Origin of the sequence: Ramlibacter sp. (assembly GCF_035554825.1) — a bacterium.
Taxonomy (GTDB): Bacteria; Pseudomonadota; Gammaproteobacteria; order Burkholderiales; family Burkholderiaceae_C; genus Ramlibacter.
In genome coordinates, this window is sequence record NZ_DATMHS010000049.1 from 20,069 (window position 1) to 40,927 (window position 20,859).

The 20,859-nt window shown below is 69.8% G+C and carries 25 protein-coding genes; 18 read left to right on the forward strand and 7 right to left on the reverse strand.

Going from position 1 to position 20,859, the window contains the following annotated elements; all coding sequences use genetic code 11:
* Window positions 1-47: 47 nt before the first annotated feature.
* From VNT59_RS05360 to pcaF, 3 genes are read left to right on the forward strand one after another with little or no spacing between them, the layout of a single operon-like run.
* Entirely contained in the window at window positions 48-749 is a 702-nt protein-coding gene (locus VNT59_RS05360; RefSeq protein ID WP_325497288.1) for a 3-oxoacid CoA-transferase subunit A, read from the forward strand.
* 1 nt (window position 750) lies between these two features.
* Complete coding sequence (locus VNT59_RS05365) at window positions 751-1,395, forward strand: 3-oxoacid CoA-transferase subunit B (RefSeq protein ID WP_325497289.1); 645 nt, start codon at window positions 751-753, stop codon at window positions 1,393-1,395.
* Between the two features lie 38 nt (window positions 1,396-1,433).
* Window positions 1,434-2,639 carry a 3-oxoadipyl-CoA thiolase gene (gene pcaF / locus VNT59_RS05370; protein WP_325497290.1) on the forward strand — a complete coding sequence of 402 codons (1,206 nt, stop codon included), beginning with the start codon at window positions 1,434-1,436 and terminating at the stop codon, window positions 2,637-2,639.
* A 47-nt stretch (window positions 2,640-2,686) separates the two neighbouring features.
* On the opposite strand, the gene kefC is transcribed toward pcaF, so the two are convergent.
* Window positions 2,687-4,525, reverse strand: a complete 1,839-nt coding sequence (gene kefC / locus VNT59_RS05375) for a glutathione-regulated potassium-efflux system protein KefC (RefSeq protein WP_325497291.1) — start codon at window positions 4,523-4,525, stop codon at window positions 2,687-2,689.
* The gene (locus VNT59_RS05380) at window positions 4,525-5,175 is read right to left on the reverse strand and encodes an NAD(P)H-dependent oxidoreductase (RefSeq protein WP_325497292.1); all 651 of its coding nucleotides are present in this window, start codon (window positions 5,173-5,175) and stop codon (window positions 4,525-4,527) included. Before VNT59_RS05380 ends, kefC begins: the two co-directional genes overlap by 1 nt.
* 64 nt (window positions 5,176-5,239) lie before the next feature.
* Between VNT59_RS05380 and VNT59_RS05385 the strand changes: the two genes are divergently transcribed.
* On the forward strand, window positions 5,240-5,857 hold the full coding sequence (locus VNT59_RS05385) for a ParA family protein (protein WP_325497293.1): 618 nt from the start codon (window positions 5,240-5,242) through the stop codon (window positions 5,855-5,857).
* A gap of 29 nt (window positions 5,858-5,886) precedes the next feature.
* Window positions 5,887-6,342 (forward strand): MaoC family dehydratase, encoded by a 456-nt coding sequence (locus VNT59_RS05390; RefSeq protein ID WP_325497294.1) that lies wholly within the window; start codon window positions 5,887-5,889, stop codon window positions 6,340-6,342.
* Between the two features lie 3 nt (window positions 6,343-6,345).
* Here VNT59_RS05390 and VNT59_RS05395 read toward each other — a convergent pair whose 3' ends face one another.
* Window positions 6,346-6,807 carry a tRNA (cytidine(34)-2'-O)-methyltransferase gene (locus VNT59_RS05395; RefSeq protein WP_325497295.1) on the reverse strand — a complete coding sequence of 154 codons (462 nt, stop codon included), beginning with the start codon at window positions 6,805-6,807 and terminating at the stop codon, window positions 6,346-6,348.
* Between the two features lie 23 nt (window positions 6,808-6,830).
* Window positions 6,831-7,535: a phosphoribosyltransferase family protein gene (locus VNT59_RS05400; protein ID WP_325497296.1), complete on the reverse strand. Its 705-nt coding sequence runs from the start codon at window positions 7,533-7,535 to the stop codon at window positions 6,831-6,833.
* A gap of 27 nt (window positions 7,536-7,562) precedes the next feature.
* Here VNT59_RS05400 and VNT59_RS05405 point away from each other — a divergent pair, with 27 nt between their 5' ends.
* The 8 genes from VNT59_RS05405 to VNT59_RS05440 all read left to right on the forward strand — a co-directional run bounded on the left by VNT59_RS05405 (window position 7,563) and on the right by VNT59_RS05440 (window position 13,846).
* On the forward strand, window positions 7,563-8,456 hold the full coding sequence (locus VNT59_RS05405; RefSeq protein ID WP_325497297.1) for a methyltransferase domain-containing protein: 894 nt from the start codon (window positions 7,563-7,565) through the stop codon (window positions 8,454-8,456).
* A gap of 137 nt (window positions 8,457-8,593) precedes the next feature.
* Window positions 8,594-9,103: a DUF2244 domain-containing protein gene (locus tag VNT59_RS05410; protein ID WP_325497298.1), complete on the forward strand. Its 510-nt coding sequence runs from the start codon at window positions 8,594-8,596 to the stop codon at window positions 9,101-9,103.
* Between the two features lie 24 nt (window positions 9,104-9,127).
* Window positions 9,128-10,294, forward strand: coding sequence for a cytochrome c oxidase subunit II (coxB, locus tag VNT59_RS05415; protein ID WP_325497299.1), 1,167 nt, complete (start codon window positions 9,128-9,130; stop codon window positions 10,292-10,294).
* 36 nt (window positions 10,295-10,330) lie between these two features.
* Window positions 10,331-11,989: a cytochrome c oxidase subunit I gene (ctaD, locus tag VNT59_RS05420; protein ID WP_325497300.1), complete on the forward strand. Its 1,659-nt coding sequence runs from the start codon at window positions 10,331-10,333 to the stop codon at window positions 11,987-11,989.
* Window positions 11,990-12,000: 11 nt separating this feature from the next.
* A complete protein-coding gene (locus VNT59_RS05425) occupies window positions 12,001-12,114 on the forward strand; it encodes a cytochrome oxidase small assembly protein (protein WP_325497301.1) in 114 nt (37 codons plus the stop codon).
* A gap of 8 nt (window positions 12,115-12,122) precedes the next feature.
* On the forward strand, window positions 12,123-12,716 hold the full coding sequence (locus VNT59_RS05430) for a cytochrome c oxidase assembly protein (protein WP_325497302.1): 594 nt from the start codon (window positions 12,123-12,125) through the stop codon (window positions 12,714-12,716).
* The gene (locus VNT59_RS05435) at window positions 12,713-12,928 is read left to right on the forward strand and encodes a DUF2970 domain-containing protein (RefSeq protein WP_325497303.1); all 216 of its coding nucleotides are present in this window, start codon (window positions 12,713-12,715) and stop codon (window positions 12,926-12,928) included. Before VNT59_RS05430 ends, VNT59_RS05435 begins: the two co-directional genes overlap by 4 nt.
* Window positions 12,929-12,964: 36 nt before the next feature.
* Complete coding sequence (locus VNT59_RS05440) at window positions 12,965-13,846, forward strand: cytochrome c oxidase subunit 3 (RefSeq protein WP_325497304.1); 882 nt, start codon at window positions 12,965-12,967, stop codon at window positions 13,844-13,846.
* 69 nt (window positions 13,847-13,915) lie between these two features.
* Here VNT59_RS05440 and VNT59_RS05445 read toward each other — a convergent pair whose 3' ends face one another.
* Complete coding sequence (locus VNT59_RS05445) at window positions 13,916-14,137, reverse strand: twin transmembrane helix small protein (RefSeq protein ID WP_325497305.1); 222 nt, start codon at window positions 14,135-14,137, stop codon at window positions 13,916-13,918.
* A 15-nt stretch (window positions 14,138-14,152) separates the two neighbouring features.
* On the opposite strand from VNT59_RS05445, the gene VNT59_RS05450 reads away from it, so the two are divergent.
* From VNT59_RS05450 to VNT59_RS05470, 5 genes are read left to right on the forward strand one after another with little or no spacing between them, the layout of a single operon-like run.
* Window positions 14,153-14,884 carry an SURF1 family protein gene (locus VNT59_RS05450; RefSeq protein ID WP_325497306.1) on the forward strand — a complete coding sequence of 244 codons (732 nt, stop codon included), beginning with the start codon at window positions 14,153-14,155 and terminating at the stop codon, window positions 14,882-14,884.
* Window positions 14,835-15,554, forward strand: coding sequence for a hypothetical protein (locus tag VNT59_RS05455; protein ID WP_325497307.1), 720 nt, complete (start codon window positions 14,835-14,837; stop codon window positions 15,552-15,554). The genes VNT59_RS05450 and VNT59_RS05455 overlap by 50 nt, the downstream gene beginning before the upstream one ends.
* Window positions 15,551-16,705: a COX15/CtaA family protein gene (locus tag VNT59_RS05460; RefSeq protein ID WP_325497308.1), complete on the forward strand. Its 1,155-nt coding sequence runs from the start codon at window positions 15,551-15,553 to the stop codon at window positions 16,703-16,705. Before VNT59_RS05455 ends, VNT59_RS05460 begins: the two co-directional genes overlap by 4 nt.
* A complete protein-coding gene (gene cyoE, locus VNT59_RS05465; RefSeq protein ID WP_325497309.1) occupies window positions 16,702-17,610 on the forward strand; it encodes a heme o synthase in 909 nt (302 codons plus the stop codon). The genes VNT59_RS05460 and cyoE overlap by 4 nt, the downstream gene beginning before the upstream one ends.
* Before the next feature lies 1 nt (window position 17,611).
* Window positions 17,612-18,208 (forward strand): SCO family protein, encoded by a 597-nt coding sequence (locus VNT59_RS05470; protein WP_325497310.1) that lies wholly within the window; start codon window positions 17,612-17,614, stop codon window positions 18,206-18,208.
* A 9-nt stretch (window positions 18,209-18,217) separates the two neighbouring features.
* On the opposite strand, the gene VNT59_RS05475 is transcribed toward VNT59_RS05470, so the two are convergent.
* The gene (locus VNT59_RS05475) at window positions 18,218-19,951 is read right to left on the reverse strand and encodes a sensor domain-containing diguanylate cyclase (RefSeq protein ID WP_325497311.1); all 1,734 of its coding nucleotides are present in this window, start codon (window positions 19,949-19,951) and stop codon (window positions 18,218-18,220) included.
* A gap of 89 nt (window positions 19,952-20,040) precedes the next feature.
* Window positions 20,041-20,859, reverse strand: an 819-nt coding sequence (gene rpoH, locus VNT59_RS05480; RefSeq protein WP_325497312.1) for an RNA polymerase sigma factor RpoH, incomplete at its 5' end; no start/stop codon positions are given.

Sequence of the window (20,859 nt, forward strand, 5' to 3'; positions counted from 1 at the left end):
ATCCGGCGGTCCGCTGGGCCAGCGCCGTCGCCGGGCCACATTCACCCATGATCGACAAGATTGCGCCCACCGTGGCGGACGCCATCGGGCAGCTCGCCGACGGCGCCACCGTGATGATCGGTGGCTTCGGCACCGCCGGCATCCCCAACGAGCTCATCGAGGGCCTGATCGCGCAGGGCGCGCGCGACCTCACCATCGTCAACAACAACGCCGGCAATGGCGACCACGGGCTGGCGGCACTGCTCAAAGCCGGCCGCGTGCGCAAGGTCATCTGCAGCTTCCCGCGCCAGGCCGACTCGCACGTGTTCGATGCCCTGTACCGCAGCGGCCGGCTGGAACTCGAATTGGTGCCGCAGGGCAACCTTGCCGAGCGCATTCGCGCGGCCGGCGCCGGCATCGGCGCCTTCTTCTGCCCGACGGCGTTCGGCACCGAGCTGGCGCGGGGCAAGGAAACGCGCGAGATCGCCGGGCGCCAGTACGTGCTGGAATATCCGATCCACGGCGACCTGGCGCTGATCAAGGCCGAATGCGGCGACCGCTGGGGCAACCTCACCTACCGCAAGGCCGCGCGCAATTTCGGCCCGGTGATGGCGACGGCGGCCAGGCACACCGTGGCCAGCGTGCACCGCATCGTCGAACTCGGCGGGCTCGACCCGGAGGCGATCGTCACCCCCGGCATCTACGTCAGCCGCATCGTGCAGGTCGAGCGGGTCGCCACCGCCGCCGGCGGCTTCAGGAAGGCGGCCTGAGATGGGGTACGGCAGACGCAGCAAGGAGCAACTCGCCGCGCGGGTGGCGCAGGACATCCACGACGGCGCCTACGTCAACCTGGGCATCGGCATGCCGACGGCCGTCGCCAACCACCTGCCGGCCGGCCGCGAGGTGATCCTGCACAGCGAGAACGGCATCCTCGGCATGGGCCCGGCACCGCGCGAGGGCGAGGAAGACTACGACCTCATCAACGCCGGCAAGCAGCCCGTGACGCTGTTGCCGGGCGGGGCGTTCTTCCACCACGCCGACAGCTTCGCGATGATGCGCGGCGGCCACCTCGACATCTGCGTGCTCGGCGCCTTCCAGGTGTCGGCCACCGGCGACCTCGCCAACTGGAGCACCGGCGAGCCCGGCGCCATCCCCGCCGTCGGCGGCGCGATGGACCTGGCGATCGGCGCCAAGCAGACCTGGGTGATGATGGACCTGCTCACCCGTGGCGGCGAGAGCAAGGTGGTCGCCCACTGCAGCTATCCGCTGACCGGCATCGGCTGCGTCAAGCGCATCTATACCGATCTCGCGACGTTCGCGTGCATGCCCAGCGGGCTGCGCCTGATCGACGCCGTGGCCGGGCTCGAGCGGGTCGAGCTCGAACGCCTGATCGGCCTGCCGGTGCAGGCCGCCTGACCCCGCCGCTGTCTTTGCCGCTTTTACAGGAGACCCCCATGACCAGACAAGCCTTCATCTGCGATGCGATCCGCACCCCCTTCGGACGCTACGGCGGGGCGCTGTCGTCGGTGCGCACCGACGACCTCGCGGCGCTCCCGATCAAGGCGCTGATGGCGCGCAACGCCAAGGTCGACTGGGAGGCACTCAGCGACGTGCTGTACGGCTGCGCCAACCAGGCCGGCGAAGACAACCGCAACGTCGCCCGCATGGCCGGGCTGCTGGCCGGGCTGCCGGTCGGCGTGCCGGGCGCCACCGTGAACCGGCTGTGCGGCTCGGGCCTGGATGCCCTGGGCACCGGGGCTCGCGCCATCAAGGCCGGCGAGGCTTCGCTGATCATCGCCGGCGGCGTCGAGAGCATGAGCCGCGCCCCGTTCGTGATGCCCAAGGCGGACAGCGCGTTTGCCCGCAGCAACGCGGTCTACGACACCACCATCGGCTGGCGCTTCGTCAACAAGCTGATGAAGGAGAAGTACGGCATCGATTCGATGCCCGAAACCGCGGAGAACGTCGCCGCCGAGTACAAGATCGAACGCGACGCGCAGGACCGGATGGCGCTGGCCAGCCAGCTGAAGGCCGTGGCGGCGCAGAAGGCCGGCTTCTTCGAAGGCGAGATCGCGCCGGTGACGATCCCGCAGAAAAAGGGCGATCCCATCGTCGTGAGCAAGGACGAACATCCGCGCGAAACCAGTCTGGAGGCGCTCGCCAAGCTCAAGCCGATCGTCAAGCCGGACGGCTCCGTCACGGCCGGCAACGCCAGCGGCGTCAACGACGGCTCGTGCGCCCTGCTGGTGGCCGACGAAGGCACCGCCGCCAGGCATGGCCTCACGCCGCGGGCCCGGGTGGTCGGCATGGCGACGGCCGGCGTGGCGCCCCGGGTGATGGGCATCGGCCCGGCACCGGCGACGCAGAAGGTGCTGGCGCTCACCGGCATCACGCTGGAGCAGATCGACGTGATCGAACTGAACGAGGCGTTCGCGGCGCAGGGCATCGCCGTGCTGCGGCTGCTGGGGCTGCCCGACGACGATCCGCGCGTGAATCCCAACGGCGGCGCGATCGCCCTGGGTCACCCGCTCGGCGCGTCGGGCGCCCGGCTGGCGACGACGGCGGTGAACCAGTTGCACCGCACCGGCGGCCGGTATGCGCTGTGCACGATGTGCATCGGCGTGGGACAGGGCATCGCTGTCATCCTCGAACGCGTCTGAGGCGCGGCTGAGGCCGGCGCCGGCTGCGACCGCCGGGCCGGCCCGGCTCACGAAGCGGCGCCGCGCCGCCGCTCCTCTTCACGCTGCCTGGCTTCGCTCGCGGCACGCTCCTGCGCCAGCTGCTCCTGCAGCTGCCGGCGCGCCTGCTTGGTCACCGCAATCACCTTGGCGCGGTCCTTGTGGTGCGGGTACATGTCCTCGAACAGCTGCAGGTTGGCGCGGCGAAAGCGCACGGCCAGGGTCCGCGCCTCGAACGGCGCGATCCCCAGCACCTCCAGCACGGTGCGGCCGCTGCGCAGGCTGGACTCGAACACCTCGCGCTCGACCCGCGTCACCCCGCGGTCGCGCAGTTCGTTCCAGTGCGTCACGTCGCGGGCGCGGGCAACCAGCTCCAGCTGCGGGAAGTGCCGGCGCGCGAGGTCGACGATGCGCAGCGACTGCTCGACGTCGTCCACCGCCACCAGCAGCACCCTGGCGCTGGCCGCGCCGGCCGTGCGCAGCAGGTCCAGCCGCGTCGCGTCGCCGTAGAACACCTTGTAGCCGAAGGCGCGGGCGGTGGCGATCATGTCGGCGTCGTGGTCGAGCACCGTGGACTGGATGCCTTGCGCCGCCAGCATGCGGCCCACGATCTGGCCGTAGCGGCCGAAGCCTGCGATGATCACCGGCGCGTGCTGCGGCTCGCTGAGCTCGGGCGGGGCAGGGCGCCGCGGGCCCGCGCGCGGAACCAGCCAGCGATCGGCCAACACCAGCAGCAACGGGCCGAGCAGCATGGAGACGGCCACCGCCCCGATCAGCAGCGACGCGGCCTGCGGCGCCAGCACCCGGGCTCCGGTGGCCGCCTGGAAGACCACGAATGCGAACTCGCCGCCCTGGGCGAGCAGCAGCACGAAGACCGGCCGTTCCTGCGCCGGCAGCTCGATCCAGCGGGCGAGCGCGTAGATCGCCAGCGCCTTGAGCGCCAGAAAGCCGGCGACCAGCAGCGCCATCAGCCCCGGCGACGCGAGCAGCACGCCGAAGTCGATGCTCATGCCGACGGCGATGAAGAACAGGCCCAGCAGCAATCCCTTGAACGGCTCGATGTCGGTTTCCAGCTCCTGGCGGTATTCGCTGTCGGCCAGCAGCACGCCCGCCAGGAACGCGCCGAGCGCCATCGACAGGCCCACGAACTGCATCGACGCGGCGGTCGCGACCACCAGCAGCAGCGCGGCGGCGGTGAAGATCTCGGGGGTCCGGCTGCGGGCGATCCAGCGCAACAGCGGGCGCAGCAGCAGCCGGCCGCCGATCACCACCGCCAGCACCACGGCCACGATCCGCGCCGCCTCCAGCCATCCGGCGCCGTCGGGCGAGCGTCCCGCGTCGCCGGCGCCGCCGAGCAGCGGCAACAGCGCCAGGATCGGGATCGCCGCGACGTCCTGGAACAGCAGGATGGAGAACCCGGCCTGTCCGCTGGAAGTGGACAGCAGGTTGCGCTCGCCCATGACCTGCAGCGCGATGGCCGTGGACGACAGCGCCAAGCCCAGCGCCGCCACCAGGCCGACACGCCATGGCTGCCCCGCCAGCAGGGTCGCCGCGAGGAACAGCAGCGCCGCGCAGCCGAGCACCTGGGCGCTGCCCCAGCCGAAGATCGATCGGCGCAGGCTCCAGAGCCGGCGCGGCTCGAGCTCCAGCCCCACCAGGAACAGCATCAGCACGATGCCCAGCTCGGCGAAATGCAGGATGTCCTGCACGTTGCGCACGAACCCGAAGCCCCAGGGACCGATCACGATGCCGGCGGCCAGGTAGCCGATGATGGAACCGAGGCCCAGCGCGCGCGCCAGCGGCACGGCGAGCACCGCCGCGGCCAGGTAGACGAGGCTGCCGGTGAGCCAGCCGGGCGCGTGTTCCACTAGGCGTGCTCCCGGCTCCGGGCCGCAGGCGCGGGACGGTCGGCGACCGGCACTTCGCAGCCGGGGCACGGCGGCAGGCCGTCCAGCTCCGGCCAGCGCGGATACGTGGCCAGGCGTTCCTGGAAGATGGCGGCGTGCGCCGCCAGCGCCGAATCGCCGACGGTGCGCGCCCCGTGCAGCACCAGCGGCGGCAGGAAGCGCATGCCGCACAGGGCGGCGGTCTGCTCGTACGGCGGCAGGAACGCATCGAAGAAGTAGCGGTTGTAGCCCTGCGGGTGGTACGACGGCTCGGCGCCGCCGGTGCTGGCCACCAGCCACAGGTCCTTGCCGCGCAGGGCCCGGCCGCCGCTGCCGTAGGCCCAGCCATAGGTCAGCACTTCGTCCAGCCAGAGTTTCTGCAGCGCGGGCATCGAGTACCACTGGATCGGGTGGAGCAGGACCACCAGTTGCGCGGCGGCCAGCGCCGCCTGCTCGGCCGGGACGTCGAGGTCGTAATCGGGATACAGGCCGTAGAGATCGCGCACGGCCACCCCCGGCGAGCGTCGCGCGCCGGCCAGCAGCTGCCGGTTCACGCGCGACTCGCGCCAGTTGGGGTGGGCAGCCAGCACCAGGATGGCAGGCTTGGCCGCCGCTGTCGTCAACTCAACCATAGGGGTACCATTGGGACCGGCCGCGCTCCCGGTGGGAGCGTGCAACCTCTGGAAGGAGTCTGCCATGCCGATCGTGGTCGTTGCGAATCCCAAGGGTGGCGTCGGCAAGTCGACGCTGGCGACGCAGATGGCCGGCTATCTCGCCAGCCGCGGCCGGTCCGTGATGCTGGGCGATGCCGACCGCCAGCAATCGTCCCGCCTCTGGCTGGGGCTGCGGCCGGCCGCCGCGCGCCCGATCAGCACCTGGGACGTCGGCGAAGACAGGATCGTCAGGCCGCCGCGGGGCACCACCCACGTCGTGCTCGATACGCCGGCCGGCCTGCACGGCCCGATGTTCAACCAGGTCATGCAGCTGGCCGACAAGGTGGTGGTGCCGCTGCAGCCGAGCGTGTTCGACATGTTCGCCACCCGTGCCTTCCTGGACGACCTCGCGGCGCACCGCAAGGCCGGGCGCCTGCAGGTCGGCATCGTCGGCATGCGGGTCGACGAGCGCACCATCGCGGCCGACAAGCTGCACGAGTTCGTCGACAGCCTCGGGTTGCCGGTGCTCGGCTTCGTGCGCCACACGCAGAACTACATCCACCTCGCCGCGCGCGGCCTGACAGTCTTCGACGTCGCGCCGGGCCGGGTGGAGCGGGACCTGGCGCAATGGGAGGGCATCTGTCGCTGGCTCGACAATTGAACGGCGCGGGTCCTTGCTACATTGGCGCGATGAAGACCTTCCAGAACCTCGCCGAGCTGCCCGCGTTCGTGGGCCAGGAAGTCGCCGTGAGCGACTGGCTCACGATCACGCAGGAGCAGATCAACCTGTTCGCGCAGGCGACCGGCGACCACCAGTGGATCCACGTCGACGTGGAGAAGGCGAAGGCGGGGCCGTTCGGAGCGCCGATCGCGCACGGCTTTCTCACCCTGTCGCTGATCCCGAAGTTCTTCGAGAGCTCGTTCCGGATCGAGAACGCCCGCATGGGCGTGAACTACGGCCTCAACAAGGTGCGCTTCACGGCGCCGGTGCCGGTGGGCAGCCGGCTGCGGGGCCGCATGAAGCTGCTGGAGTGCAAGCCGATCGAGAACGACGGCATGCAGATGACGTGGCAGGTGACGATCGAGCGTGAAGGCGGCGACCGCCCGGTGTGCGTCGCCGAGTCGCTGAGCCGGCGCTATCCCTAGGCCTCAGGCAAATCCGTTCTGGCGCCAGGCCTCGAAAACCGTGACGGCCACGGCGTTCGAGAGATTCAGGCTGCGTTGACCGGGACGCATCGGCAGGCGCAGCCGCTGCCCGGGGGCAAACGAGTCGCGCAGCGCGGGCGCCAAGCCCGCCGTCTCCGAACCGAACACCAGCCAGTCGCCCGGGCGGAACGCGGCCTCGTGCACCAGCCGCTGGCCGCGCGTCGTGAGCGCGAACATGCGCTGCGGATCGGGCTGCGCGCGGGCCAAAAACGCGTCCCAGCCGGCATGCCGCTGCACCTCGGCGTACTCGTGGTAGTCGAGCCCGGCGCGGCGCATCAGCCGGTCCTCCATCGAAAAGCCGAGCGGCTCGATCAGGTGCAGCGTGCACCCGGTGTTGGCGGCCAGCCGGATCACGTTGCCGGTGTTGGGCGGGATCTCCGGCTGCACGAGGACGATGTGGAACATCGCGCCATTGTCGGGCCGCGGGGTCACGCCGGCAGTTCGGTGCGCGCGATCACCACCGCGGTGATGTGCGCCGCGCCGGCCCGCCGCAGGGCGGCCGCGGCACTGAAGATCGAAGCGCCGCTCGTCATCACGTCGTCCACCAGGACGAGCCGCGCGCCACGCAGCTGCGCCGCCAGCGCCGGCTCGACCGCGAAGGCGCCCTTCACGTTGGCCGCGCGGTCGCGCCGGTCGAGCGCCGTCTGCGCCCGGGTGTGCCGCGTGCGCAGCAGCAGGTCGGCGCGCGCCTTGGCCGGCGCCAAGGCGCGCGCCAGCAGCAGTGCCTGGTTGAAGCCGCGCTCGGCCAGGCGCGGCGCCGACAGCGGCATCGGCAGCACCAGCGCCGCCCGGTCCAGCGCCGGCTCCACCCAGGGCGCGCTGCGCATCAGCAGGGCGAAGGTGCGGGCCCAGCCAGGCTCCCCGTTGAACTTGAACTGGGTGATCAGGCCCGACCAGGGATAGTCGTAGTTGACCGCCGCCAGGCAGGCGTCCAGCGGCGGCGGCTCGCGCAGGCAGCGGCCGCACTCGGCGGTGCCCGAAGGCAGCGGCAGGGCGCAGCGGCCACAGCGCGGCTGGGGCTGCGCGAAGCGCGCGACGCAGCCCTCGCACACCGGTTGCGCCGGCCAGGCCCGGCAGACCGCGCACTGGCCCGGCAGGCGGTCCGCAACCCCTTCGACCAAGTGGCGCAGCATGGGCTCAATATACTGGCCGGCTGCGCCATGGCCAATCCACGCCCACCCACCATCGATCCCGTCGCCGCCCGCCACTGGCACCGCGTCGCGCCCGCCACGTCGCCCTGGTTGCACGAGGAGGTCGGCCGGCGCATGGAGGACCGCCTGCAGTGGATCCGGCTCGAACCCAAGGTCTGGGCCGACTGGGCGCCGGTGCGCGGCGGCCTGGAGGCGCATGCGCTGGTGGAGCGGCGCTATCCGCAGGCCCAGTGCATCGTCCACGAGACCAATCCGGCGCACGCGCAGGCAGCGCAGCAACTGCTGGCCAAGCCCTGGTGGCGGCGCTGGTCGGGCCCGATGCCGCGTCATGCGCCCGTGCCGGACGGCACCGCGCAGATGCTGTGGGCCAACATGGCCCTGCACCTGTCGGCGGAGCCGGAAGGCCTGCTGGCCGCCTGGCACCGGGCGCTGGCCCCGGACGGCTTCCTGATGTTCTCCTGCCTGGGCCCCGACACGCTGCGCGAGCTGCGGGCGCTGTACCGCGCCTTGGGATGGCCGGCCCCGGCCCACGAGTTCACCGACATGCACGACTGGGGCGACATGCTGGCCCACGCCGGCTTCGCCGACCCGGTCATGGACATGGAGCACATCACGCTCACCTGGGAGACGGCGCCGCGCCTGCTGCAGGAACTGCGCGAACTCGGGGCCAACCTGCATCCGGGCCGGTTCGGGTCGCTGCGCGGTCGGGGCTGGCGCGCGCGCCTGGACAGCGAGCTGGCCGCCGCCTTGACCAACGGCGAGGGTCGGCTCGCGCTGACCTTCGAGATCATCTACGGCCACGCCGTGAAGCCGCAGCCGCGGATCAAGGTGGCCGGCGAGAGCGCGGTGTCGCTCCAGGAGATGCGCGCGATGCTGCGGCCGGGGCGGTCGAATCCCGGTTGAGTTGATCTGGCGCAAGGGCCGAGACTGACCTGAAACAAGGAATTCCCGGAAAGCACCTTGCCCGGCGGTAGGAATTGCGGTAACGGCGCTCCCGATACGGAGCGCTACAATCCGCCGTTCATTTTTCAAGCGACACCTTGCCGACCCCGGTCTTTCGTTTCGCCACCGTGCAGGGCCAGAGCATTTCCTGGCTTCTGCGGCGCAACTGCTCCGTGACGCCGGCCCAGCTGGGATGGCTGTATGCCTCGCTCTGCGCCCTGTCGCTTGGGATCGCGATGCTGTTCTGGGTGCTGGGGGCGGTGCTCGTGCTGCCGTTCGCCTGGCTGGAACTGGCCGCGCTCGGCGTCGCTTTTCTCGCCTATGCGCGGCACGCCGCGGACGGCGAGACGATCCAGCTGCGCGGCCGGCAGCTGGTGGTCGAACTGGAGTCGGCCGGCCACCGGCAGCGCGCCGAGTTCGACCGCGAGCGCGTGCGGGTGGAGCCCAGCGTCGCCGACCGGTCGTTGATCGAGCTGTCGGGGCAGGGGCGGCGGGTGAATGTGGGCCGATTCGTGCGCCCCGAGCTGCGGCCGGTGCTGGCGCAGGAGATCAGAAGGGCATTGCGCGAAGGCGCCGGACAGCCGCGCGGAGACAGCGGCGGGGATTGAGTGAAGGTAGAACGAGTGAGAACCATGAAGAGCATTTCGGACACCCTGGCTTCGCTGCTGCTCCCGCTGGGCGCGTTTGGCGCGGCCGCGGCCCATGCGGCCAACAACGACCTGCCGGGCGGCCCGGCGGTGCGCCAGCTGAACCTGCACGACGCCGCCACCCGCGTGGCGGTCGAGCAGTCGTGGCTGCACTGGTTCATGCTGATCACGTGCATCGTGATCTTCGTGCTGGTGTTCGGCGTGATGTTCTATTCGATCTGGAAGCACCGCCGCTCGCTCGGCCACAAGCCGGCCAACTTCCACGAATCGGTCACCGTGGAGGTGATCTGGACCGTCATCCCGTTCCTGATCGTGATCGGCATGGCGCTGCCGGCCACCAAGGTGGTGGTCGCGCAGAAGGACACCAGCAATGCCGACCTCACCATCAAGGCCACCGGCTACCAGTGGAAGTGGGGCTATGACTACCTGAAGGGCGAAGGCGAGGGCGTCTCGTTCCTGTCCACGCTCGACACCGCCCACCGCCAGATGTCCAACGACGGCGCGGCCGGCCAGGTGCCCGACAACTACCTGCTCAAGGTCGACAACCCGCTGGTGGTGCCGGTCAACAAGAAGATCCGCGTCATCACCACGGCCAACGACGTGATCCACGCCTGGGGCGTGCCGGCCTTCGGCGTCAAGCAGGATGCGATTCCCGGCTTCGTGCGCGACACCTGGTTCCGCAGCGAGAAGACCGGCGACTTCTACGGCCAGTGCTACGAGCTGTGCGGCAAGGAGCACGCCTACATGCCGATCCACGTCAAGGTGCTGTCGCAGCAGGACTACACCGCCTGGGTCGACGGCGAGAAGAAGAAGATGGCGGCCAAGGCCGACGATCCGAACAAGATCTGGGTGCTCGACGAGCTCGCCAAGCGCGGCGAGAAGGTCTACGCGGCCAACTGCGCGGCCTGCCACCAGCCCAACGGCAAGGGCGCCGGCCCGATCAAGCCGCTGGACGGCTCGCCGATCGTGCAGGACGCCGACAAGACCAAGCAGATCCAGGTGGTGCTCCATGGCCGCGCCGCCATGCCCGCGTGGAAGCAGCTGTCCGACACCGACCTCGCGGCGGTGATCAGCTACACCAAGAACAACTGGTCCAACAAGACCGGCCAGATCGTGCAGCCCAGCGAAGTGCTGGCGCAGCGCGCCAAGTAAGCCGGCCGTTTCGCCCCCGCAGACAAGGAATTCCCGATGAGCGCCGTCCTCGACCATCCCGGGCACCACGCCCACGACGACCACCACCACGCGCCGGCCGGCTGGCGGCGATGGGTCTTCGCCACCAACCACAAGGACATCGGGACGCTGTACCTGCTGTTCTCGTTCACCATGCTGATGATCGGCGGGCTGCTGGCGCTGATGATCCGCGCCGAGCTGTTCCAGCCCGGCCTGCAGCTGGTCAATCCCGAGCTGTTCAACCAGTTCACGACCATGCACGGGCTGATCATGGTGTTCGGCGCCATCATGCCGGCCTTCGTCGGCTTCGCGAACTGGATGATCCCGCTGCAGATCGGCGCGCCCGACATGGCGTTCGCTCGCCTGAACAACTTCAGCTTCTGGCTGCTGATCCCGGCCGCGCTGATGCTGGTGGGTTCGTTCTTCATGCCCGGCGGCGCACCGGCGGCCGGCTGGACGCTCTACGCGCCGCTGACGCTGCAGATGGGCCCGTCGATGGACGCCGGCATCTTCGCGATGCACATCATGGGCGCCTCGTCGATCATGGGCTCGATCAACATCATCGTCACCATCCTGAACATGCGCGCGCCCGGCATGACGCTGATGAAGATGCCGATGTTCGCCTGGACCTGGCTGATCACCGCCTACCTGCTGATCGCCGTGATGCCGGTGCTCGCCGGCGCCATCACGATGACGCTGACCGACCGCCACTTCGGCACGACCTTCTTCAACCCCGCCGGCGGCGGCGACCCGGTGATGTACCAGCACATCTTCTGGTTCTTCGGCCACCCCGAGGTCTACATCATGATCCTGCCGGCCTTCGGCATCATCAGCCAGGTCGTGCCCGCGTTCGCCCGCAAGCGCCTGTTCGGCTACGCCTCCATGGTGTACGCCACCAGCTCGATCGCCATCCTGTCGTTCATCGTCTGGGCGCACCACATGTTCACCACCGGCATGCCGGTGACCGGGCAGCTGTTCTTCATGTACGCGACGATGCTGATCGCGGTGCCGACGTCGGTGAAGATCTTCAACTGGATCGCGACGATGTGGGAAGGCTCGATGACCTTCGAGACGCCGATGCTGTTCGCCGTCGGCTTCATCTTCGTGTTCACGATCGGCGGCTTCACCGGCCTGATCCTGGCGGTGGCGCCGATCGATCTGGTGCTGCAGGACACCTACTACGTGGTGGCGCACTTCCACTACGTGCTGGTGGCCGGCTCGCTGTTCGCCATGTTCTCCGGCTTCTACTACTGGGCGCCGAAGTGGACCGGCGTGATGTACAACGAGCGCATGGGGCAGATCCACTTCTGGTGGTCGATGATCAGCTTCAACGTCGCGTTCTTCGTGATGCACTTCCTGGGCCTGGCCGGCATGCCGCGCCGCTACGCCGACTATCCGGCCCAGTTCGCGGACTTCAACGCCGTCGCCACCATCGGCGCCTTCGGCTTCGGCTTCGCGCAGGTGTTCTTCTTCTTCTTCGTGGTGCTGCCGATGATGCGCGGCAAGGGCGAACCGGCCCCGCAGCGCCCCTGGAACGATCCCGACGGCAAGGGCGCCGAGGGCCTGGAGTGGGAAGTGCCGTCGCCGGCCCCGTTCCACACGTTCGAGACGCCCCCGGTGCTGGACGGCAGCGGCAACCGGCTGCTGAATCCGCAGCTGTCCGGCCGCTCGCACTGATGCAGACGGCCATGACGGATCACGAGCAAAGGAAGAAGAACGTGCGGCTGGCGCTGATCCTGGCGTCGATCGCGGCGGCGTTCTTCCTCGGCTTCATGGCCAAGTTCGTGCTGTTCGCCCACTGAGCGCCACCATGAGCCCGCGCGCCGACAACCTGAAGATGCTGGGCAAGCTGGCCGTCGTGGCGGCCGGCATGTTCGTGTTCGGGTACGCGCTGATCCCGCTGTACAAGAGCATCTGCGAGGTGACCGGGATCAACATCCTGTCGCTGGCCGAGCGCCAGGTGCCGGGCGCGGCAGGCACCGGCGGCGCGGTGGTGAACACGCAGGTGGACACGAGCCGCACCATCACGGTGGAGTTCGACGCCAATGCGCGCGGGCCGTGGGAGTTCAGGCCGGCGCAGCGCTCGGTGCAGGTCCACCCGGGCGAGCTCACGACGGTGATGTACGAGTTCCGCAACGTGCAGAACCGGCGCATGGTGGCCCAGGCCATCCCGAGCTATGCGCCGACCCAGGCCGGGGCCCACTTCAACAAGGTCCAGTGCTTCTGCTTCACGCAGCACACGCTGGAGCCGGGCGAGTCCAGGCAGTGGCCGGTGGCGTTCGTGATCGATCCGAAGCTGTCCAAGGACGTGAAGACGATCACGCTGTCCTACACCTTCTTCGAGGTCGGCGGCACCGGCGGGCCGAGCGCCGCCGCGCCGGGCGCGGCGGGGTCGCCGACATGATGGCCCACGGCCCGATGGACCGGCCGCGCGGCAACACGCTGTGGCGCAGCGTCAAGGCGGTGTTGTGGTCGTTCCTGGGGATCCGTCAGAACCGGGCCTCGCACGAGGACATGTCCAGCCTGAACCCGGTGCATATCATCGTGGTCGCGCTGGTCGCGCTCGGGCTGTTCGTCGGCGCGCTGGTGGCGCTGGTCCACTGGGTGGTCGGTTGAGAATCAAAGAGACAAGTTTGGGAATCAGGAGTTGAGATGAGTAGCAGCGCACCGGGCACCACGCCTCACTATTTCGTGCCGGAGCCGTCACGGCATCCGGTGTTCACGGCCTTCGGCCTGTTCTGGGTGATCCTGGGCGCCGCCCAGTGGATCAACGGCAACGACTGGGGCAAGTACGCCCTCCTGTTCGGCTTCCTGTGGGTGGCCTGGGTGCTGTTCCACTGGTTCGGCGACGCCATCGGCGAAAGCGAGCGCGGCGCGTACGGCCGCAAGGTGGACATCTCCTATCGCTGGAGCATGAGCTGGTTCATCTTCTCGGAGGTGATGTTCTTCGGCGCCTTCTTCACCGCGCTGTGGTGGATGCGCTCGCACTCGGTGCCGGCGCTGGGCGGCGTCGACAACGCGCTGCTGTGGCCCGACTTCAAGGGTGTCTGGCCGACGATCGCGCCCGGCACCACGGCTTCGCCCGGCGGGATCATCGAGCCGTTCCAGGTGATGACGCCGTTCTGGCTGCCCACCATCAACACGGCGCTGCTGCTGTCGTCGGGCGTCACGCTGACCATCGCCCACCACGCGCTGCGCGAGAACCATCGCAGCCGCACGATCCTGTTCATGTGGATCACGGTGCTGCTCGGCGCGACCTTCGTCGCGGTACAGGGCTACGAATACTTCCACGCGTACACCGAACTGAACCTGAAGCTGACCTCTGGCGCGTACGGTTCGACCTTCTTCATGCTGACCGGCTTCCACGGCTTCCACGTGATCGTCGGCATGCTGATGCTGCTGTTCATCACGCTGCGCCTGATGAAGGGCCACTTCACCGCCGAGCGCCACTTCGGCTTCGAGGGCGCCGCCTGGTACTGGCACTTCGTGGACGTCGTGTGGCTGGGCCTGTACACCCTCGTGTACTGGCTGTGAGCCGGCGCGGCCCCCAGCAAAGAAAAGCGCCGCGAGGCGCTTTTTCTTTTCCGGCCCCGGCCGCCGCCGCTAGGCGCCTGCGGGAATGCCGGTGGGCTGGATGTAGCCCAGCTTCCAGGCCAGCAGGATGCCCAGGAACAGCAGGATGGAAAATCCCACCCGGAAAGCCAGCGCCCGGGCCATGTTGCTGGTTTTGGGCCGGCCGTCCCGCCCGTCGCGCATCATGAAGAACAGCGCCGAACCCAGGCTGCCGATGATGGCAACGAAGGCGAGCAGCACGAGGTATTTCATGGCGCCGATTATCCTGTGAGCACCCGATCGCGTCCCCGCTTCTGGCTGATCACCCTGGCCGCGCTGGTGGTCGCCGGCGCCGGGCTCGCGCTCGGCGCGTGGCAGCTCGACCGCGGTCGCCAGAAAGTCGCGCTGCACCAGGCGATGGCGGCGCGCGAGCGGCTGCCTGCGGTCGGCAACGCGGCGCTCCTGGCCGCCGGCGAGGGCGCGCTGCTGCACCGGCCGGTCGTCGTTCGGGGCCGCTGGGTGCCTCAGCGCACGGTCTTTCTCGACAACCGGCAGATGCAGGGGCGGCAGGGCTTCTACGTCGTCACGCCGCTGCTGCTGGAAGGCGGCGGCGGGGCCGCCGTGCTGGTCGAGCGCGGCTGGGTGCCGCGCAATTTCGAGCACCGCGAGCAGTTGCCGACGGTGCCCACGCCGGCCGGCGTGGTGGCCGTGCACGGACGCGTTGCCCCGCCCCCGGCCAGGCTCTATGACCTCGGCAGGGCGCCGGCCGGTGCGATCCGGCAAAATCTCGACCTGACCGGCTTCCGCGCCGAAACGGGCCTGCCCCTGCTGGACCTCGCCGTGCGCCAGACGGGCAACGACGCCTCGGACGGGTTGCAGCGCCAGTGGCCCGAGCCCGCCAGCGGTGCCGAGAAGAATTACGGCTATGCCTTCCAGTGGTGGGCGCTCGCCGCGCTCACCACGATCCTCTATGTCTGGTTCCAGTTCATCGCCCCCCGCCGGAAGGCCCCGCCTGCTTGACGAGCCGCTCGGCCTCACGGTGTATTCGCTGCCCGCGCCGCAGGAGGCGCTGGCCGCGGACAGCCGGCGCACGCGCAGCGGCCGGCTGAAGATGTTCCTCGTGCTGGCGGTCTGCACGGCGCCGATCGTGGCGTCGTACCTCAGCTATTACGTGTTCCATCCGCAGGGGCAGGCCGGTTTCGGCGAGCTGATGCCGCCCAGGCCGCTGCCGGCGCTGACAGCCACCACACTGGCGGGCCAGGCCCTGCCGCTGCCGTCGCTCAAGGGCCAGTGGCTGCTGGTGAGCGTGGCCGGCGGCGCCTGCGACGCCGGATGCGAGCAGCACCTGTACCTGCAGCGGCAGCTGCGCGAGGCGCTGGGCAAGGAAAAGGAGCGCCTGGACTGGGTCTGGCTGGTGGCCGACGGCCAGCCGGTGCGCGCCGAACTGCTGCCCGCGCTGAAGCAGGCCACGGTGCTGCAGGTGCCCGAGCGCGAGCTCGCCGCCTGGCTGGCGCCGGCGCCCGGCCATCGCCTTGCCGATCACCTGTACCTGGTCGATCCCCTGGGCAACTGGATGATGCGCTTCCCCGCCAACCTCGACCTGGCGGGTGCCGCCAAGGCCAGGCGCGACCTCGAACGGCTGCTGCGCGCGGCCGCGGCCTGGGACCGGCCGGGACGCGATCCGTCATGAGCCAGCCGCTGTACGACCTCTCGCCGGTGCTGCACATCATGTCGATGGGCGTGGTGGTGGCGCTGGGCCCGCTGTCCTGGCTGTGGCTGCGCAACCCGCGCGCGGTGCCGGCGCGCCGGCTGCAGCTGCTCACGCTGGCGGTGCTGTTCCTCACCTTCGACCTGGTGCTGTTCGGCGCCTTCACCCGGCTCACCGATTCGGGCCTGGGCTGCCCCGACTGGCCGGGCTGCTACGGCAATGCCAGCCCCAGCGGCGCCCACGAGCACATCGAGCAGGCCCAGGCGGCGATGCCGACCGGACCGGTCACGCACGCCAAGGCCTGGATCGAGATGATCCACCGCTACCTCGCCACCGGCGTCGGCGTGCTGATCCTCACGCTCACGGCGGGCACCTGGGTGCTGCGGCGGCGCGGCGCCGCCGTCAGCCCATGGTGGCCGACCGCGACCCTGGGTTGGGTGTCGCTGCAAGGGGCGCTGGGGGCTTGGACCGTCACCATGAAGCTGTTCCCCGCCGTCGTCACCCTGCACCTGCTGGCGGGGCTCGCCCTGCTGGCGCTGCTGTGCCGCCAGGCCGTTGCCTACGAGCACGCGCAGCAGGGGCGCGCGCCGACCGCCGTCGCACCGGGGCTGCGCGGCTTGCTGCTGGCCGCCACGCTGCTGGTGTGGCTGCAGGTGGCGCTCGGCGGTTGGGTCAGCACCAACTATGCGGTGCTGGCCTGCAGCGACTTTCCCCGCTGCCAGGGCAGCTGGTGGCCCGCCATGGACTGGCGGCAGGGCTTCGAACTGTGGCGTCCGCTGGGCCTGACCGCGGGCGGCGAGCACATCGGCTTCGCCGCCCTGACGGCCATTCACTACGCCCACCGCCTGCTCGCGTACCTGGTGCTGGCGGTGCTGGCGCTCCTGTCCTGGCGCCTGCTCGGCGCCCCGGCCCTGCGGCGCCACGGCCTGCTGTTGGCGGCGCTCGCGCTCTGGCAGCTGGCGACCGGCGTGTCGAACGTGCTGTTCGACTGGCCGCTGGCGGTGGCCGTCGGTCACACCGGCGGGGCCGCCGGGCTGGTGCTGGTGCTCACCTGGGCCCTGGGCGAGACGCGGCGGATCGGGGCCACGGCGGGCGCCGCGGCGCCGTTGCGGCCGCAGGAGCGTTCGGCATGAGCACGATGAAGTCCGAGGCCCTGCAGCACCCGCTGGCGTCGCGCCTGCGCCAGTTCCATGCGCTGACCAAGCCGCGCGTCGTGCAGCTGATCGTCTTCTGCGCCGTGATCGGGATGGCCCTGGCCGTGCCGGGCATCCCGACCCTGGCCGACCTGCGCGTCGGTTTCGTCGCCGGCATCGGCATCTGGCTGCTCGCCGGGGCCGCCGCCGTCTTCAACTGCCTGGTCGAGAAGAGCATCGACGCCAAGATGCGCCGCACCTCGTGGCGTCCCACGGCGCGCGGCGAGATGGGCGACTGGGAAACACTGGTCTTCGCGGCGCTGCTGTGCGCACTCGGCTCCTGGCTGCTGTACGCGTGGGTCAATCCGCTCACGATGTGGCTGACCTTCGCCACCTTCGTCGGCTACGCCGTGGTCTACACCGTGGTGCTCAAGCCGCTGACGCCGCAGAACATCGTGATCGGCGGCGCCTCGGGCGCGATGCCGCCGGTGTTGGGCTGGGCCGCCATGACCGGCGATGTCGGTCCGCAGGCGCTGATCCTGTTCCTGATCATCTTCCTGTGGACGCCGCCGCACTTCTGGGCGCTGGCGCTGTACCGGGTCGAGGACTACCGCAAGTCGGGGCTGCCGATGCTGCCGGTGACGCACGGCAACGAGTTCACGCGGCTGCAGATCTTCCTGTACACGCTGGTGCTGTTCGCCGCCTGCCTGATGCCGTTCGCCTCCGGCATGAGCTCGTGGTTCTATCTCGTCTGCGCGGTCGCGCTCAGCCTGGGCTTCTGCTGGTATGGTTTCCGGCTCTGGCGCGGCTATTCCGACACGCTGGCGCGCATGACCTTCCGCTTCTCGCTGATCCACCTCAGCCTGCTGTTTGCGGCCCTGCTGGTGGACCATTATCTTTTCTGACATGGACCGTCGAAGCTTCCTGCGCACCGTGCCGGCCATCGCCGCCGGCGCCCTGATCGCGAGCTGCACGCAGGACAAGCCGCAGTTCAAGGCGGTGGACCTCACCGGCGCCGACTACGCGCGCGACTTCCAGCTGGTCGACTTCGACGGCCGGCCGCGCAGCCTGAAGGATTTCCGCGGCCGGGCCGTGGTGCTGTTCTTCGGCTACACGCAGTGCCCCGACGTGTGCCCGACCACGCTGTCGGAGGTGGCCGAGGCCAAGCGGCTGCTCGGGCCGGACGGCGCCAAGGTGCAGGCGGTGTTCATCACGCTCGATCCGGAGCGGGACACGCCCGAGGTGCTCAAGGCCTACATGGCCAATTTCGATCCCGCGTTCCTGGCGCTGCGCCCGGCGCCGGCGCAGCTGCCCGAGCTGGCGAAGGAATTCAAGATCTACTACAAGAAGGTGGACGGCAAGACGCCCACCAGCTACACGATGGATCACTCCGCGGCCAGCTACGTCTACGATCCGCGCGGCCGGCTGCGGCTGTACACGCGCTACGGCACGGGGCCCGAGGCGCTCGCGTCCGACCTGAAGCTGCTGCTCGGCGACGCCTGAAGCCGCGCTTCAGAAGTTCATCGGCCGGATCGCCTTGCGGCTGTCGGCCGGCATCGCCTCCAGCGCGTCCATGAGCCACTGCAGCGATGCCTTGGCATCGAGCCGCTCGTGCGGCAGCAGCGCCACCGCGGCATGGAACTTGATGGAGGCCATCGGCGGCAGCGCATTCGAGGATCGCAGGCCGCGCGCCACCAGTTCCTGGGCCCGGTTCACCGCGTTCTCCGCCGTCGTCGGGCTCTCCAGCAGCAGCGCGAACTGGTGCTCGCCGACCCGCGCTTCGACGTCGATGTCGGTCGCCGCGCGGCGCAGCAGCGACGCCGCCACCACCAGCGCCCGGTCGGCGGTCTCGCGCCCGAATTCGGCGCTGAGCGCGTCGAAGTTGGCGATGTCGAGGGTGACCAGCGCGCACTGCTGTTTCAGGTCGCGGGCGCGGTCGATGGCGCTTTCCAGGCGCTGCAGCAGCGTGCCCTCGTGCGCGATGCCCGTCAGCACGTCGTGGCGCGTCAGCGCCGCCGCCCGCAGCTGCGCCTCGCGCCGGTGGCTGGTGCGCAGGCTCAGCGCGTAGAACAGGATCGGCAGCCCGAGGGCCGCGCCCAGCGCCAGGCCGTCGCGCGTGAGCGGCGTGGGCGCCAGGATGTCGAGCCCGGCCAGCACCGTCAGCAGGCCCATCAGCAGGATGGGGACGAAGCCGGCCGCGATCAGGCCGATGTGCGGATCCTCGCCCTGGGTCCACACCAGCACCAGCAGCCCGACGATCACCCCGATGCCGACCAGCGTCAGGACCATCAGCAGCAGGAAGGACGCGGGCGATCCCAGCACGGTGTCGAGCGCGGCGGCGGACAGCAGGGCGGCGATCACGCTCCAGACCGCCAGGTCCAGGGCGCGCGAAAAGCGAGCCGGCTCGGTGACGTTGCGGGCGAACCAGATCCCGGCGGACGACGAGATTCCCGGCAGCAGGAACATCGCGACCTCGTTCCAGCGGGTGGCGCCGTCCCACAGGTGCTGCTCGCCGAGGCCGAACGCCGCCAGCTGGCCGGCCGCGAGCGCCCCCACGTAGAGGGCGAACACGGCGAAGTTGCGATCGCGAAAAGCCAGCGCGTTGGCGAGGGCGCCGAGGGCGATCAGGCCGGCCAGGCCGAAATAGGCACCCAGCACGAACTGGTTCTGCTCGCGCGCCGCCAGCAGGCTCGCGAAGTCGTACAGGCGCAGCGGCGCGGAAAAGTCGACGTGCTCCTGCTCGATGCGCAGCCAGTAGCGCACCGGCCGCTCCGCCGGGCCGGCCAGCTCGAACGTGGGATAGCGGCCCGGCACCGGCCATTCGGACACGCTCTGGCTGTTGCCCGCCACCTGCTCGTGCCAGCGGCCGTCGGCCGCCCGGTAGAACAGCTGGGCCTTGGACACGTGGGAGGAGGTCACCTGCAGGAAGAAGCGGCGCTCGCCTTGCACCTGGGCGTCGAACTGCACCCACAGCGCCTTGTCATCGAGCTCGTAGCGGCGGTCGCGCTGGTGGACACCCCAGCTGAGACCGGGCGCGCTCGCCTCGACCTGGTCCACCGTCCGAAATCCGGTCGGATCGATCCAGGAGCGGCTGCGGCCCGACAGCGGCACCAGGTGCTGGGCCGGCGACAGGACGATCGGGTCGAGCGGCGCAGCGGCCGTGGGGCCGGCCTGCTGGGCCAGTGCGCCCGTCACGCCGAACAACCACAGCAGCGCGCCGAGCCAGCATGCCGCGAACAACCTCATCCATGAATTGTTACCGCATTCGCAGGGCGGACAAGCAAAAGGCCCGGTCGCCCGGGCCTGGTGTCTCATCGGCGCACCGGACGGGTGCGTCAGGCGTAGGCGGCCAGCGCCTTCTTCATCTTCTTCATCGCGGCCGACTCGATCTGGCGGATGCGCTCGGCACTGACGCCGTATTCGCTCGCCAGCTCGTGCAGCGTCAGGCCACCCGAGCCGTCGTCGTTGACCTTGAGCCAGCGCTCCTCGACGATGCGGCGGCTGCGCGGATCGAGTCCCTCGAGCGCCGCCGCGATGCCGTCGGTGGCCATCACGTCGCGCTGGCGCGACTCCATCACGGCCGTCGGCTCGTGGCTGGCGTCCGACAGGTAGGCGATCGGCCCGAAGGCTTCATCGCCGTCGTCGGCGGGCGCCGGATCGAGCAGCACGTCGCCGCCGGCCATCCGGGCTTCCATCTCGATCACTTCCTCGCGCTTGACCTTCAGCTCGCGGGCCATGACCTCGATCTGGTCGTCGGTCAGGGTGTCCCTGTGGGTCTGGGCGTCGGCCTCGTCCTTGAAGCCCTGCTTCATGGAACGAAGGTTGAAGAACAGCTTGCGCTGGGCCTTGGTGGTCGCCACCTTCACCATGCGCCAGTTCTTCAGGATGTACTCGTGGATCTCCGCGCGGATCCAGTGCAGGGCGTAGCTCACCAGCCGCACGCCCTGGTCCGGGTCGAAGCGCTTCACCGCCTTCATCAGGCCGATGTTGCCTTCCTGGATGAGGTCGCCATGGGGCAGGCCGTAGCCGAGGTACTTGCGAGAGACGGAAACGACCAGGCGCAGGTGCGAGAGCACCAGCTTCCCGGCGGCTTCGATGTCGTTGTGCTGCTTGAACTTCCGCGCGTACTCCTGTTCCTCCTCGAGCGTCAGCAG

What these genes read in the sequence shown, in the direction of transcription:
- VNT59_RS05360 (WP_325497288.1), top strand. Translation starts at nt 48, where the DNA reads ATGATCGACAAGATTGCGCCCACCGTGGCGGACGCCATCGGGCAGCTC.
- VNT59_RS05365 (WP_325497289.1), top strand. Translation starts at nt 751, where the DNA reads ATGGGGTACGGCAGACGCAGCAAGGAGCAACTCGCCGCGCGGGTGGCG.
- pcaF (WP_325497290.1), top strand. Translation starts at nt 1,434, where the DNA reads ATGACCAGACAAGCCTTCATCTGCGATGCGATCCGCACCCCCTTCGGA.
- VNT59_RS05380 (WP_325497292.1), bottom strand. Translation starts at nt 5,175, where the DNA reads ATGGTTGAGTTGACGACAGCGGCGGCCAAGCCTGCCATCCTGGTGCTG.
- VNT59_RS05385 (WP_325497293.1), top strand. Translation starts at nt 5,240, where the DNA reads ATGCCGATCGTGGTCGTTGCGAATCCCAAGGGTGGCGTCGGCAAGTCG.
- VNT59_RS05390 (WP_325497294.1), top strand. Translation starts at nt 5,887, where the DNA reads ATGAAGACCTTCCAGAACCTCGCCGAGCTGCCCGCGTTCGTGGGCCAG.
- VNT59_RS05395 (WP_325497295.1), bottom strand. Translation starts at nt 6,807, where the DNA reads ATGTTCCACATCGTCCTCGTGCAGCCGGAGATCCCGCCCAACACCGGC.
- VNT59_RS05400 (WP_325497296.1), bottom strand. Translation starts at nt 7,535, where the DNA reads ATGCTGCGCCACTTGGTCGAAGGGGTTGCGGACCGCCTGCCGGGCCAG.
- VNT59_RS05405 (WP_325497297.1), top strand. Translation starts at nt 7,563, where the DNA reads ATGGCCAATCCACGCCCACCCACCATCGATCCCGTCGCCGCCCGCCAC.
- coxB (WP_325497299.1), top strand. Translation starts at nt 9,128, where the DNA reads ATGAAGAGCATTTCGGACACCCTGGCTTCGCTGCTGCTCCCGCTGGGC.
- ctaD (WP_325497300.1), top strand. Translation starts at nt 10,331, where the DNA reads ATGAGCGCCGTCCTCGACCATCCCGGGCACCACGCCCACGACGACCAC.
- VNT59_RS05425 (WP_325497301.1), top strand. Translation starts at nt 12,001, where the DNA reads ATGACGGATCACGAGCAAAGGAAGAAGAACGTGCGGCTGGCGCTGATC.
- VNT59_RS05430 (WP_325497302.1), top strand. Translation starts at nt 12,123, where the DNA reads ATGAGCCCGCGCGCCGACAACCTGAAGATGCTGGGCAAGCTGGCCGTC.
- VNT59_RS05435 (WP_325497303.1), top strand. Translation starts at nt 12,713, where the DNA reads ATGATGGCCCACGGCCCGATGGACCGGCCGCGCGGCAACACGCTGTGG.
- VNT59_RS05440 (WP_325497304.1), top strand. Translation starts at nt 12,965, where the DNA reads ATGAGTAGCAGCGCACCGGGCACCACGCCTCACTATTTCGTGCCGGAG.
- VNT59_RS05445 (WP_325497305.1), bottom strand. Translation starts at nt 14,137, where the DNA reads ATGAAATACCTCGTGCTGCTCGCCTTCGTTGCCATCATCGGCAGCCTG.
- VNT59_RS05455 (WP_325497307.1), top strand. Translation starts at nt 14,835, where the DNA reads ATGTCTGGTTCCAGTTCATCGCCCCCCGCCGGAAGGCCCCGCCTGCTT.
- VNT59_RS05460 (WP_325497308.1), top strand. Translation starts at nt 15,551, where the DNA reads ATGAGCCAGCCGCTGTACGACCTCTCGCCGGTGCTGCACATCATGTCG.
- cyoE (WP_325497309.1), top strand. Translation starts at nt 16,702, where the DNA reads ATGAGCACGATGAAGTCCGAGGCCCTGCAGCACCCGCTGGCGTCGCGC.
- VNT59_RS05470 (WP_325497310.1), top strand. Translation starts at nt 17,612, where the DNA reads ATGGACCGTCGAAGCTTCCTGCGCACCGTGCCGGCCATCGCCGCCGGC.
- VNT59_RS05475 (WP_325497311.1), bottom strand. Translation starts at nt 19,951, where the DNA reads ATGAGGTTGTTCGCGGCATGCTGGCTCGGCGCGCTGCTGTGGTTGTTC.